The sequence below is a fragment of the Novosphingobium kaempferiae genome, from assembly GCF_021227995.1.
GTDB classification, from domain to species: domain Bacteria; phylum Pseudomonadota; class Alphaproteobacteria; order Sphingomonadales; family Sphingomonadaceae; genus Novosphingobium; species Novosphingobium kaempferiae.
In genome coordinates this window covers 53,342-66,486 of record NZ_CP089301.1, presented here as the reverse complement: position 1 = coordinate 66,486, position 13,145 = coordinate 53,342, and the positions used below count along the sequence as shown (strand labels likewise).

The 13,145-nt window shown below is 68.4% G+C and carries 14 protein-coding genes; 8 read left to right on the top strand and 6 right to left on the bottom strand.

Translation table 11 applies throughout. The annotated features are described in order from the left end of the window. The first annotated feature begins 15 nt into the window (after positions 1-15). From LO787_RS00320 to LO787_RS00295, 6 genes are all read left to right on the top strand, one after another. A complete protein-coding gene (locus LO787_RS00320) occupies positions 16-753 on the top strand; it encodes an N-formylglutamate amidohydrolase (protein ID WP_420847780.1) in 738 nt (245 codons plus the stop codon). A gap of 14 nt (positions 754-767) precedes the next feature. Then, entirely contained in the window at positions 768-1,322 is a 555-nt protein-coding gene (locus LO787_RS00315) for a DUF805 domain-containing protein (RefSeq protein WP_232493909.1), read from the top strand. Between the two features lie 107 nt (positions 1,323-1,429). After that, positions 1,430-3,286 carry a dihydroxy-acid dehydratase gene (ilvD, locus tag LO787_RS00310; RefSeq protein WP_232493908.1) on the top strand — a complete coding sequence of 619 codons (1,857 nt, stop codon included), beginning with the start codon at positions 1,430-1,432 and terminating at the stop codon, positions 3,284-3,286. A gap of 202 nt (positions 3,287-3,488) precedes the next feature. Further along, positions 3,489-3,854, top strand: coding sequence for a hypothetical protein (locus LO787_RS00305; protein WP_232493907.1), 366 nt, complete (start codon positions 3,489-3,491; stop codon positions 3,852-3,854). Continuing rightward, positions 3,841-5,268, top strand: coding sequence for an NAD(P)H-hydrate epimerase (locus tag LO787_RS00300; RefSeq protein ID WP_232493906.1), 1,428 nt, complete (start codon positions 3,841-3,843; stop codon positions 5,266-5,268). Before LO787_RS00305 ends, LO787_RS00300 begins: the two co-directional genes overlap by 14 nt. 39 nt (positions 5,269-5,307) lie before the next feature. Continuing rightward, positions 5,308-6,567, top strand: a complete 1,260-nt coding sequence (locus LO787_RS00295; RefSeq protein ID WP_232493905.1) for a class I SAM-dependent RNA methyltransferase — start codon at positions 5,308-5,310, stop codon at positions 6,565-6,567. A 7-nt stretch (positions 6,568-6,574) separates the two neighbouring features. Here LO787_RS00295 and LO787_RS00290 read toward each other — a convergent pair whose 3' ends face one another. The 6 genes from LO787_RS00290 to LO787_RS00265 form a co-directional block, all read right to left on the bottom strand. Continuing rightward, the gene (locus LO787_RS00290; protein ID WP_232493904.1) at positions 6,575-6,847 is read right to left on the bottom strand and encodes a hypothetical protein; all 273 of its coding nucleotides are present in this window, start codon (positions 6,845-6,847) and stop codon (positions 6,575-6,577) included. Between the two features lie 32 nt (positions 6,848-6,879). Next, entirely contained in the window at positions 6,880-7,110 is a 231-nt protein-coding gene (locus LO787_RS00285) for a hypothetical protein (RefSeq protein ID WP_232493903.1), read from the bottom strand. A 254-nt stretch (positions 7,111-7,364) separates the two neighbouring features. Then, positions 7,365-8,336 (bottom strand): threonine ammonia-lyase, encoded by a 972-nt coding sequence (locus LO787_RS00280; protein WP_232493902.1) that lies wholly within the window; start codon positions 8,334-8,336, stop codon positions 7,365-7,367. 157 nt (positions 8,337-8,493) lie between these two features. Further along, positions 8,494-9,186 (bottom strand): DUF2490 domain-containing protein, encoded by a 693-nt coding sequence (locus LO787_RS00275; RefSeq protein ID WP_232493901.1) that lies wholly within the window; start codon positions 9,184-9,186, stop codon positions 8,494-8,496. A gap of 185 nt (positions 9,187-9,371) precedes the next feature. Then, entirely contained in the window at positions 9,372-10,010 is a 639-nt protein-coding gene (locus LO787_RS00270) for a class I SAM-dependent methyltransferase (protein ID WP_232493900.1), read from the bottom strand. Positions 10,011-10,015: 5 nt separating this feature from the next. Beyond that, on the bottom strand, positions 10,016-11,242 hold the full coding sequence (locus tag LO787_RS00265) for a BtaA family protein (RefSeq protein ID WP_232493899.1): 1,227 nt from the start codon (positions 11,240-11,242) through the stop codon (positions 10,016-10,018). Between the two features lie 263 nt (positions 11,243-11,505). Here LO787_RS00265 and LO787_RS00260 point away from each other — a divergent pair, with 263 nt between their 5' ends. Both LO787_RS00260 and LO787_RS00255 read left to right on the top strand, forming a co-directional pair. Beyond that, positions 11,506-12,717: a saccharopine dehydrogenase family protein gene (locus tag LO787_RS00260; RefSeq protein WP_232493898.1), complete on the top strand. Its 1,212-nt coding sequence runs from the start codon at positions 11,506-11,508 to the stop codon at positions 12,715-12,717. Then, positions 12,717-13,145, top strand: coding sequence for a hypothetical protein (locus LO787_RS00255; RefSeq protein WP_232493897.1), 429 nt, complete (start codon positions 12,717-12,719; stop codon positions 13,143-13,145). Before LO787_RS00260 ends, LO787_RS00255 begins: the two co-directional genes overlap by 1 nt.

Genomic DNA, 13,145 nt, shown 5'->3' with positions numbered 1-13,145 from the left:
TTGACGGAGGCAGGTTTGGCGCAAGTGGATCTCGACGAGGACGTGAAGCGACTGCTGGGCGCACCGCAGGCAGGCGGGCTGCTGGTCGTCGCCGACCATGCCTCGAACCGCGTGCCCGCCGACATCGACCTCGGCATCGAGGATGCGCTGCTCGACGAGCATATCGCCATCGACATCGGCGTCGCCGCGATCGCCGAGCGCATGATCGCGCCGGGCACCGCGGCATGGCTCGGCAACGTCAGCCGCCTCGTCTGCGACTACAACCGCAACCTCGGCGCACCCGGCATGATGCCCGAAGTGAGCGACGGCTACCCGATCCCCGGCAACGTGCTCACCGACGCGGAGAAGCAGGCCCGCGTCGAACGGTTCTTCCAGCCCTACCACGACGGTCTGACCGCGCTGCTGCGCGAACATCGCCCCGCGCTCATGCTGTCGCTGCACAGCTTCACGCCGGGCCTAGCCACCTGCGACCGCCCGCGCCCGTGGCATGTCGGCGTGCTCTACAACCAGGACGAACGCGCCGCGCGCCTCGCGCTGCCGTGGCTGGAAGGGCAGGGCCTCGTCGTCGGCGATCAGGAGCCGTACTCGGGCAAGCTGCTCAACGCCTCGATGAACCGCCACGCCGAACCCAACGGCATCCCCTACATCAGCATCGAGATCCGGCAGGATCTCATCGCCGAGGAAGCGGGTCAGGTCGAGTGGGCCGACGTCATGACGCGGCTTTGCACTGCGGTGGTTGAAAGGCTGGGCTGACCCTTATGATAGCCATGCATCTGCGGAGCCTTCGACGGTTCTCCGGCACCGAGACACGCGCGCAGTTCTGGCCGTGGGCAGGCATCGTCTTCGCCATCGCCATCCTGCCGTTCATCGCGACCATGATTCCGGCGCTCCTCGGCTCGTTCGGGAAGATGCAGCGTTTCGCGCAGGAACATTCCGATCAGGTCACTGTCAGCTCCGGTCCGGGGCACTATGAAATGCAGGTACACGGGCATCATCCGGAACTGATGCCGGACCTCACGCTGCCGATGATCGGGCTGGGCCTCGCTGCCACGCTGATGATCGTTCTACTCGGCGCCGCCGTCGCCCGTCGTCTGCGCGATAGCGGGCGGAGCGGGGCGTGGGGCCTCATGCCGCTGCCGTTTCTGGTGCTCGGCATGATCTTCATGCCGAGCCTGTTCGCCGCGACCAAGCCGGATCTGACCCTCTTTGGCATGATGTTCCTGAACAGCCTCGCGTACAATCTCAGCCTGCTCGTGCTCGTCCTGCTGTTGGCCCAACCGACGAAGCGTCAGGCCCGCGGCGTGCTTCCGGCGACAGCGTGAAATAAAATTTCTGAAACTGGCGTTGAATTGAAATCAATCACCGTGTAGGGGCGGCTTCATATCGCGCGAAGGTCCGCGCGCCCATGACCCTACTCGGAGTTCCTGCAATGCCCGCCCTTCGTTCCCGCACCTCGACTCACGGCCGCAACATGGCGGGCGCGCGGGGGCTCTGGCGCGCGACGGGCATGAAGGACGGGGACTTCGGCAAGCCCATCATCGCGGTGGTGAACTCATTCACGCAGTTCGTGCCCGGCCACGTCCACCTCAAGGATCTCGGCCAGCTCGTCGCGCGCGAGATCGAGGCGGCGGGCGGCGTCGCCAAGGAATTCAACACCATCGCGGTCGATGACGGCATCGCCATGGGCCACGACGGCATGCTCTATTCGCTGCCCAGCCGCGACCTGATCGCCGACAGCGTGGAGTACATGGTCAACGCCCACTGCGCCGACGCCATGGTCTGCATCTCCAACTGCGACAAGATCACGCCCGGGATGCTGATGGCCGCGATGCGCATCAACATCCCGGTGGTCTTCGTTTCGGGCGGGCCGATGGAAGCGGGCAAGGTCGTGCTGCGCGGCAAGGAGCAGGCGCTCGACCTCGTCGATGCGATGGTCGCCGCCGCGGACGAGAGCTACACCGACGAGGAAGTGAAGGCGATCGAGCGTTCGGCCTGCCCGACCTGCGGTTCGTGCTCGGGCATGTTCACCGCCAACTCGATGAACTGCCTGACCGAAGCGCTGGGTCTCTCGCTGCCCGGCAACGGCTCGACGCTGGCGACGCACTCGGACCGCGAGCGCCTGTTCCGCGAAGCCGGTCGCCTCGCCGTGGACCTGTGCCAGCGCTACTACGAGCAGGAGGACGAGAGCGTGCTGCCGCGCAACGTCGCCAGCTTCAAGGCATTCGAGAACGCCATGAGCCTCGACATCGCGATGGGCGGCTCGACCAATACCGTGCTGCACCTGCTGGCCGCCGCCGCAGAGGCGGGCGTGGACTTCACCATGGCCGACATCGACCGCCTGAGCCGTCAGGTGCCGTGTCTGTCGAAGGTCGCTCCCGCGAAGAACGACGTCCACATGGAGGACGTCCACCGCGCGGGCGGCATCATGGCGATCCTCGGCCAGCTTGAGCGGGCAGGGCTGCTGCACACCGACCTGCCGACCGTCCACAGCCGCACGCTGGGCGACGCGCTCAACCGCTGGGACATCAGCCGCACCAACGAGCCGTCGGTGCAGGAATTCTTCAAGGCCGCGCCGGGCGGCGTGCCCACGCAGACCGCGTTCAGCCAGTCGCGCCGCTGGGAAAGCCTCGACCTCGACCGCGAGAACGGCGTCATCCGCTCCAAGGAGCATGCGTTCAGCCAGGACGGCGGCCTCGCCGTGCTCTACGGCAACATCGCGCGTGACGGCTGCATCGTGAAGACGGCGGGCGTGGACGACTCCATCCTCAAGTTCACCGGCACCGCGCGCGTTTACGAATCGCAGGACGCGGCGGTCGCGGGCATCCTTGGCGGGCAGGTCGGCGCGGGCGACGTCGTGGTCATCCGCTACGAAGGGCCGCGCGGCGGGCCGGGCATGCAGGAAATGCTCTACCCCACCAGCTACCTCAAGTCGAAGGGTCTGGGCAAAGCCTGCGCGCTGCTGACCGACGGGCGCTTCTCGGGCGGCACCTCGGGCCTCTCCATCGGCCACGCCTCGCCCGAGGCGGCGGAAGGCGGCGAGATCGGCCTCGTCGAGAACGGCGATACCATCGAGATCGACATCCCCGGCCGCACCATCAACCTGATGATCTCGGACGAGGTCATGGCGCACCGCCGCTCGCAGCAGGAAGCGCGCGGGGCCGACGCCTGGTCCCCGGTGCATCCGCGCCCGCGCAAGGTCTCGGCCGCGCTGCAGGCCTACGCCGCGATGACCACCAGCGCCGCGCGCGGTGCGATCCGCGACGTGACCCAGCTCAAGCGGGGGTAAGACCGGCCGTCGTCCCGGGCTCGACCCGGGACCGCTGGCGGTCTTTAGGCGCGTGTTTGCGGCATTCTTCTTTCGTCATTGCGAGCGAAGCGAAGCAATCCAGCGCCTTGCGCGACCGTGGATTGCTTCGCTCCGCTCGCAATGACGAAGTGTTTTCCCTCAGACGGTTCCCTATCCCGCCCGCGCTGCCTAACTTGCGGGGATGGCAGACCATTTCCGCACCCCGCTCGCGCCGCTTGCCTGCGCGCTCCTGCTCGCCGCCTGCTCCGGTAACGAGGAACCGCCGCCGGTCGCGGTGGGGCTGGAGCACATCGACTGCGCGGTGGGCGGCTCGGCGGAGCTGAAGCCCGCCTGCTCGGTGGAGCGGATCGAGAAGGACGGCGGCCTCACCCTCGTCGTCCATCACCCGGATGGCGCGTTCCGCAGCTTCCGTGTGACCGACGACGGCAAGGGCCTGTCCGGGCCACCGGGCGCGCAGATCCGGCTTGTGGACCAGCGCCTCGACGTTACCGTGGGCGCCGACCGCTATCTCTTTCCCGCGACGGTGAAGCCCGATGCCGCACAGTGACCTGCTCCCGGCGCCTGACCAGATCCTGACCGCCCGCCAGATGCGCGAGGCCGAGGAGGCGCTGATCGCGGCAGGATCCAGCGTCGATACGCTGATGCAGGTAGCCGGGCGCGGGGCGGCGGAATGGGTCTGGCGCATGGCCGGACGGCATCGGGTGACGGTGCTCTGCGGCCCCGGCAACAACGGCGGCGATGGCTATGTCATCGCCGAGGCTCTTCGCGAGCGGGGCGGCCATGCCGTGGTCGTGGCGGCGAGCGAGCCCGCGACCGATGCCTGCCGCAAGGCGCGCGCGCTGTTCGGCGGTGAGGTGCTCGGCCCCGATGCGCAGGTGCAGGGCGAAGTGCTGGTGGACTGCCTCTTCGGCACCGGCCTGAAGCGCCCGCTTTCGGTGGAGCACGCGGCTCTGCTGGACCGGCTGGCGGCGGCGCACCCGCGCCGCGTGGCGGTGGACCTGCCGAGCGGGGTGCAGTCCGATTCCGGAATGCTGCTCAACGAGGGCCTGCCCGAATATGAGCTGACGATTGCGCTCGGAGCATGGAAATTCGCGCATTTCCTGATGCCTGCCTGCGCGCGCATGGGCCGCCAGCGGCTGGTGCCGATCGGCGTCGGCGCGGTCGAAGGCGCGGCGCAGGCCATCGGGCGGCCACGGGTCGGCGCTCCGGCAGCGGATGCGCACAAGTACCGGCGCGGGCTTCTCGCCGTCGTCGGCGGGGCGATGCCCGGCGCGGCGGTGCTGGCGAGCGTCGCGGCGCAAGGGGCGGGCGCGGGCTACGTGAAGCTGTTCGCGGACAGCAAGCGGAACGTCCCCGCCGATCTCGTCGTCGATCAGGGCGCGCTGGCCAATGTGCTGAGCGACGACCGCAACACTGCCGTGCTGGTAGGCCCCGGCCTTGGCCGAGACGCCATCGCGCGCGAGCGGCTGGCGGTGGCGCTGGCCGATGCGGTCCCGGTGGTGGTCGATGCCGATGCACTGGTGCTGCTCGCCCCGCGCCATCTGGCCGGGCGCGGCGCGCCGATGATCGCGCCAGTCATCGCGACGCCGCACGAAGGCGAACTGGTCGCGCTGGAGCGGGCCTTCGACCTCGACGGCGCGGGTACGCGGCCGGAACGCGCGCTGGCTCTGGCGGCGGCGAGCGGGATGGTCGTGGTTGCCAAGGGACCGGACACGGTGGTCGCCGCTCCCGACGGCAGGCTGGCCTGCGCCGCGCGGGCGAGTTCGTGGCTCTCCACTGCCGGGACCGGGGACGTGCTTGCGGGCGTCATCGCCAGCCGCGTCGCCACCGGGGTCGATGCGTTCGCGGCGGCCTGTCAGGGCGTGTGGCTGCACGGGGAGGCGGCCCGGCTCTGCCCGCCCGCGTTCACGGCGGGGCAACTGGCGGCGGCGGTGCCCGCTGCGCTGGCCGAGTGCCTGTAACTTGCAGGCGCGGCGCGTCGCAGGCATAGGCGCGCCACCATGACCGACTCCGAAGAAATCCTGCGCATCGCCTCCAAGGGCGACGGCGTCACCGCGTCCGGCCGCTTCGCCTGGGGCGCCGCGCCCGGCGACAAGCTGCGCATCGACGGCACGCTGGAGTGGGGCCCGCACCACGTCGAGCCGCCATGTCGCCACTTTGGCCGCTGCGGCGGTTGCCAGCTGCAGCAGTTGGACGAGGAGAGCCTGACCGCCTTCGTCGAGGGTCGCGTCGCCAATGCCTCGGCCGCGCAGGAACTGGGCGCGGAGCTGCTGGCGCCGCCGCATCTCTCGCCGCCGTCCTCGCGCCGCCGCGCCTCGCTGCGCGCCGAGAGTTCGGGCGGGCGCGTGGTGATCGGCTTCCGCGAGGCGAAGTCGCACCGGCTGGTCGAGCTGGAGGAATGCCCCGTCCTCGTGCCCGAGATCGTCGCGCTGCTGGGACCGCTGCGCAAGCTGCTCATCACCATGGGCAAGGCCGCGCCGGTCAAGAAGGGGCGGCACGGCAAGCCCGCACCCGGCAAGGTACAGGCCCGCATGGCCGCCGACATCGAGATGACGCTGGTGGACCAGGGGATCGATCTTGGCGTCAAGGGCCTGACCGCTGAGGGCCTTTCCGCGACCGAAGCGATGCTGGACTTCGCCCGCGAGCACAAGCTGGCGCGCCTGACGATGGACGCGGGCTACGGCTTTGAGACGGTGTGGGAGCCGGTGCCGGTCACGGTGACTTTAGGCGGCGTGCAGGTGCCGTTCCCGCCGGGCTCGTTCCTTCAGGCGACGCTCGACGGTGAGAACGCGCTGGTCGACGCCGCGCGCGAATGGCTGGCGGGCGCGCCGACCGTGGCGGACCTGTTCTCCGGCCTCGGCACGTTCGCCTTCGCACTGGCCGGGCCCGAGACGAAGGTGCTGGCCGCCGAAGCCGCGCGCGACGTGCATCAGGCCTGCAAGGCGGGCGCGGACCGGGCGCAGCTGCCGATCTTCTCGGCCCACCGCGACCTGTTCCGCAACCCGCTCCAGCCCGATGAGCTGAGCCGCTTCGCCGCCGTCGTCCTCGACCCGCCGCGTGCCGGTGCGCGCGAGCAGGTGGAGTGCATCGCCGATTCGACCGTCAGCCGCGTGGTCTACGTCAGCTGCAATCCGTCGAGCTGGTCGCGCGACGCCGCGCGGCTCATCGAGGCGGGCTTCCGGCTGGTGGAACTGCGCCCGGTCGGCCAGTTCCGCTGGTCCACGCATGTGGAACTGGCGAGCTACTTCGTGCGGGGGTGAGCCCCCGTCACACGTCCCCCGAGCCGCCTTCCATCTGGTCCATCATGTCCATGAAATCGCGGGCGGCGTTGCGCTCCTCCTCGTCCTTGAACGCGACATCGAGGTCGGGGGCGGAGCCGAGGATGTACATCAGCGTCCACAGCGCGAAGCGGCGGCCCTTGTCCTGCTCCATGCCGAAGTCGACCTTCATCCGCTCGATCCCCGCTTCGATCCCGGCGGGGGTGACGGTGGAGAGGTCGTCGGCCGCGAAGTAGCGGCGCATCTGGTCGTCGAAATCCATGGGCTCGCCCTAGCAGGCCAGCGGGTTCGTGCTCAACCCTTCTCGCCACCCCAGCCGCAGCACCCGCCGCACACCGGGTAGGCGACCGCGCCCCACGCGCTGGCGATGAAGCCGAGGAAGAACACGCTCCACCCGAGGCCCCAGTTCTCGCCGAGAACCACGTCCGCCAGCGCCGCCAGCGTGATGAGGATGAAGAACAGTTCCACGCCGATGAAGACGATCTTGAACGGCTTCAGCGCGTGGACGGAGATACCCTTGTCCACGATGCACTCCCGAAGTTTCTTGTCTTTATACCGGGAATATATCGCGCATCGGCTGGCGGTTCCATCGGGAGTTTTTGGGGGTCGGAGCGGTGTGCCGGGGCGGGACGCATACCCTTCGCCACCCACTCCCCGTCGCCCCTGCGAAGGCAGGGGCCCATCCCAAGCTGGCGGCTTCGCGGTGAGCACGGTGCTGTGACTAGAGGGGCGATGGGCCCCTGCCTTCGCAGGGGCGACGAGGGTTGGGGGAGGACTGCTCAGTCGTTCCCGGCCAGCACTTTTGCGAAGGCGTCCGCATCGGTGTTGCCGCCGGAGAGGACCACGGCGGTCCGCTCGCCCAGTTCCACCTTGCCCGCGAGCACCGCCGCCAGCGCCGCCGCGCCGCCGGGTTCCATCACGAGGCGCAGTTTCGCGAAGGCGAGGCGCTGGGCTGCGCGGACTTCCGCAGGCGTGGCGACGAGGCCGAAGGGGCAGCGGGCCTGAAGCACCTTGAAGTTGACCGGCCGCGTCGCGGGCGTCTGGAGGGCGTCGCAGGCGGTCGGCGGCGCGTCGGCGGCGACGCGCTCGATCCGGCCCGAGGCGAGCGAGCGGCGCACGTCGTCCCAGCCTTCGGGCTCGACCGGCACGATGCGCGCGTCGGGAGCGGCGAGGGCGAGGCCCGCCGTCAGCCCACCGCCGCCGCAGGGCGCGACGATCAGGTCCGGCGCGCCGCCCGCCCATTGCTCCATCTGCGCGGCGATCTCGATCCCGGTGCTGCCCTGGCCCTCGATGATCCACGGGTCGGCATAGGCGTGGACGAGGGTGGCGCCGCGCTCCGCGCAGACGCGGGCCGCCACTTCGTCGCGGTCCTCGCCGCCGGGGCGGTCGTAGAGCACGACTTCGGCGCCGAGCGCGCGGGTGTTGGCCAGCTTCACCTGCGGAGCGTCGACGGGCATGACGATGGCGGCGGTGATCCCCAACCGCCGCGCGGCCCAGGCCACGCCCTGCGCATGGTTGCCGCTGGAGACGCCGACGACGCCGCGAGGGCGCTCCTCGGCCGACAGGTCGGTCAGGCGATGCCACGCGCCGCGGATCTTGAAGGCGCCGACGGGTTGCAGGCATTCGGCCTTGCACCAGATCGTGCGGCCATCGACCTCCAGCGGGAGGAGGGGGGTGACGGGCAGGATCTCGGCCACCTTGCGGGCGGCGCGGGCGACGCCCTCGGCAGTCGGTTCGCGGGTTTCGGTCATGGCGGCGGTATCAGGCACCGGAACGGCGCGGGCAACCCCATACGCAGGTCGAGTACCTACCCTGTCGTCATTGCGAGCGCAGCGAAGCAATCCACGGTCGGCGCACGACGATGGATTGCTTCGCTGTGCTCGCAATGACGACGAAGGAGGGGGCGCGCTAGAAGCTGAACCCCAGCGTCATCGAAGCCGCATGGTCGTTGCTGTCGTCGGCATCGGGGCGGAAGCCGTGCTGGTGGAGGTAGCCGACCTCGAGGTTCACGTTCTTCGCCAGCGGGGTGGTGATCGCGATCAGGTTGCGCATGCGCTCCTCGCCCTGGATGCGCTGGAAGTTGGTGCGGTTGAGGTCGATGAAGCTTTCGTGGCTCAGCAGCAGCGCCGTCTTGCCGTCCTTGTGGAAGGGCAGGACGTACTTGATGAAAGGCCGCAGCCGGTACGCCGTGCCGCCCACGCCTTCACGCCAGCGCTCCTCGATGCGCATCCGCGCGCTGAGCTGGCCGGGGCCGATCTTCAGGATATTGTCCATCGTGATCTGCTGGCGTCCGCGATGCTCCATCACCGAGAAATGGCCTGCGTTGTAGTTGGGGTCGTGGGTGTAGCCGACCCAGACGGTCACGTTGTCGGCGACCTTGTAGCCGAGCAGGGTATTCGCCTCGATTTCGTAGAGCCCGTCGCGATCGTTGCTGAAGCGGGCGGTCACGTCCTGCAGGACACGCCACTTGTCGCCCAGCTTCACGGTGGCGGTGGAGGCGGTCCAGAGCTGTTCGTCCTCCGATGCACGGGCCGGACCCGCCGCGAAAAGCACGGCAAGCGAGCAAAGACCCGTGGCAACCGCAGTGACGATCGAGCGCATTCGGCATTCCCCTCCCAAGCTGGAGGCTGCCCACTATGACGTAATTGTTACAGTTTCATGTCTGTGAAGCGTCTTCATTGAGACAGTTTGTTTACAGTCCGTGTGTTGCGCCCCGATATCGGCGGGGCAAGACTTCGACAGTTCCGGGAGCGCGAGGGCAATCGCCCTCGCATTTCCCGTGTTCTTCAACGCGAAAGCCGCACCATCTGGTAATAGCCGAAAGGCCCGCGCGTGACCTCCACCGCCAGCCCGTGCTCGCGCGCCACCCGCTCCGCCGCGTCGGCAAGGTCGAGCCGGGGCGTGACGTGGAACTTCGCCAGCCAGCCGATCAGCGCCTTGCGCAGCGGCGAGGGGAGGCCGGAGCAGTCGCCGAAATCCACGACGTAGAGCGACCCGCGCGGGGCCAGCGTCGCGGCGGCCTGAGACAGCGCCGCCTGCCAGTCGGGGATCATCGAGACGGCGTAGGAGAGCATCACCCGCTCGAACCCCTCGCGCCCGAGCAGCGCCTTGGCGTCGAAGCGGGTGGCGTCGCCGAGCGCCAGAGTGCCCGCGCCGCCCAGCGTCCGCCTCGCGCTGCGCAGCATCTCCGCGGAGATGTCGAGCCCGTGGAGGCGCACCCCGCGCCACACCTTGCCGACCATGGCGAGGTTGCGCCCGGTGCCGCAGCCGATCTCCAGCACCGCCATGCCGGGCTTGGCGTCCAGCTCGTTGATGAGCCGGTCGCGGCCGAAGAGATAATACTTGCGTGTCAGGTCGTAGATCGGGCGCTGCCAGCGATAGACGCGGTCCATCAGCGCGGCGTGGTCGGATGCCGTCGTCGCCATCAGGCTCAGCCCTTGAACGCGTAGAGGTGGACGCCGCCGTAGATCGACGAGCGATCGGCGGCGGTGGCGGCCTGCGACTGCTCGACGCGGTAGTCCCAGCGGTCGAGGATCGCGTCGGGCACGCGGCCAGGCAGCAGCGAGGGTTCGGCGGCGGTGCGGAACAGCACGCGCGCGCCGGGGCGGGCGGTGCGGGTGATCTCGGTCCACAACTCCGTAAGCTGCGTGTCGGTCATCCAGTCCTGCGCGTCGAGCAGCACGTAGCGGTCGTAGCTGGCGTCGTCGGCGGCCATCAGCACATGGGTGAAGTTGGCATGGCGCAGGTCGAGCCGGTCGAGCCGGGTGCGGACCAGCGGCAGGTTGGCTTCCTGTAGGTAGGGCGGCAGCGGCGCTTCCTCACCCTTGCCGTACCCGCGCGAGAATGCCTGCCAGGCGAAGTAGTTGTCGTTGACGGGGAAGTGGCAGGCCAGCTTCTCCAGCCGGCCGCGCAGCACGTCGGCCATCGACTGGCCGCCCGCCAGCGCGTCGTACTGCGCGGGCGGGATGCCGAGGCCGAACAGCGATGCGGGGTGCTTGGTCAGCCAGCGCACGAAGCGGCGCTCGAAAACGGGGGCGATGCGCTCGTCGAAGATGCGGCGCTGCTCCTCCATCGATTCGGCGTCGAGGATCTCGGCTGGGTTGACCTTATGCAGTTTCGCGATGACGTGCGCCGCGCCGATGAACCCGCCGAGCAGGCCGTGGCGATAGACGCCGCGCGTGAAGGCGCCGATGCGGCGGCGGCCGACGAGGTCGCGGCCTTCCCAGTAGCGGCGCGTCGCCTCGTCCAGATGCGGGGCGAGCTTTTCGCGGTAGAGGGCGACGTTCTCGGCCCGGTCGGCCTCGGCCACGAAGCGGCGCACCTCGGCATGGCTGAGGTGGCGCACGGCGGCGTGCTTGAGGTTGTTGAGCGCGATGTGCGCGGTGTTGAGGTCAACCACCGTGATGTGCGCCGGGTCCGCCGTCAGGTAGGACAGTGCGTTGCAGCCGCCGCTGGCGATGGTGATGATGCGGCTGTCGGGCGTGATCTCCATGGCCGCCATGTCGGCGACGGGGTCTTCCCAGATCTGCGCATAGACAAGGCCCTTGAAGGCCATGGCGAACGCCTTGTCGAGCAGCTTGCTCTTGCGGGATGCCTCGTCGCGGACGACCGCGTTCTCGATAAGGTCTGAACGGGGGCCTGAACGGGAGGTGGGCACGGCACTGGGCTCCTTCGTAGGGATGCGGCGCCAATGACACCGTGCAGTGACCGGGTGATGACGACTTGAAGGCTGTTTGTGACACTTGCGGTGCGCCAAAGTGCGCCAAAGTGCGCTAAGGTGCAGTCCGGTGACGGTTCGGAGCCGTTCTGTGCGCTTTAGGTGCCGTTCAGTGACTCACAGTTGAGTTGTCACACAGGGACACTATATGCGCCGCTTTACGTTTGGCCCCCCATGGCCTCGAGGCCGAAGGAGACAGGTTGGTGAGCAAGGTTCTGGTGATCGGCGCAGGCGGCGTCGGATCGGTCGCGGTCCACAAGATGGCCATGAATCCGGACATCTTCAGCGACATTCATCTCGCCAGCCGCACGGTGTCGAAGTGCGAGGCGATCGCCGAATCGGTCAAGGCGCGCACCGGCGTCACGATCGGCACCTATGCGATCGACGCGGATGACGTGGAGGCGACCTCGGCCCTGATCCGGCAGATCCAGCCCAAGCTGGTGGTCAATCTTGCCCTGCCTTATCAAGACCTTGCGATCATGGATGCCTGCCTCGCGACCGGCACGCACTACATGGACACCGCGAACTACGAGCCCAAGGACGTGGCCAAATTCGAGTACCATTGGCAGTGGGCCTACCAGGAGCGCTTCAAGGAGGCGGGCCTCATGGCGCTGCTCGGTTCGGGCTTCGACCCGGGCGTCACCAGCGTCTTCGCGATGTGGCTCAAGAAGCACAAGCTCAAGACCATCCGCACGCTCGACATCCTCGACTGCAACGGCGGCGACCACGGACAGGCTTTCGCGACGAACTTCAACCCGGAGATCAACATCCGCGAAGTGACCGCGCCCGCCCGCCACTGGGAGAACGGCGACTTCGTCGAAACCCCGGCGATGGCCAAGAAGGTGAACTTCGACTTCGAGGGCGTCGGCCCGAAGAACATGTACATGATGTACCACGAAGAGCTTGAAAGCCTTGCGAAATTCATCCCCGAGATGGAGCGCGGCCGCTTCTGGATGACCTTCGGCGATGCGTACATCCAGCACCTCACCGTGCTGCAGAACGTCGGCATGACCCGCATCGACCCGGTGATCTACAACGGCGTCGAGATCGTGCCGCTGCAGTTCCTCAAGGCCGTGCTGCCCGAACCTGCCTCGCTCGGCCCGACGACCAAGGGCAAGACCAACATCGGCGACATCGCGACCGGTGAAGCGCTCGACGGCTCGGGTGAAAAGACGTTCTACATCAAGAACATCTGCGACCACGAAGACGCCTATGCCGAGACCGGTAACCAGGCGGTCAGCTACACCACCGGCGTTCCGGCGATGATCGGTGCGGCCATGGTCGTGACCGGCGCGTGGGAAGGGCAGGGCGTGTTCAACATGGAGCAGTTCGATCCCGATCCCTTCATGGACATGCTCAACAAGCATGGCCTGCCGTGGACCGTCGAGGAACTGTCCGAGCCGCTTCCGTTCTGATGGGAGGCGGCACGCGCCTTCTGTTCCTGACGGCGCTGGGTGCGCTGGCACTGGGCGGCTGCGCACCTGCCGAAGCGCCCCAGCCGGGGCCTGTCGCACCAACGGCTCCGGCGGGACCATCCGAGCCTGCAGGCAACCAGTCCTACGCCCGCGACATGAGCGCCGCGGACAAGGCGGCCTGCACCTCGGGTGGTGGAACGGTGCAACGGCGTGGGATGCTGGGCATGGAGATGTGCGTGCATCCCTATGCTGACGCGGGCAGGCAGTGCAGCGATTCCTCGCAGTGTCAGGGCAAGTGCGTCGGCAGCGCGGGTTCTACTTCGGCCTCGGCCGCCGCGACCGGCCAGTGCCAGGCCGACGACCGGCTGTTCGGCTGCTATTCGGAGATCAAGGGCGGCAAGGCCGCCTATGCGATCTGCGTCGATTGA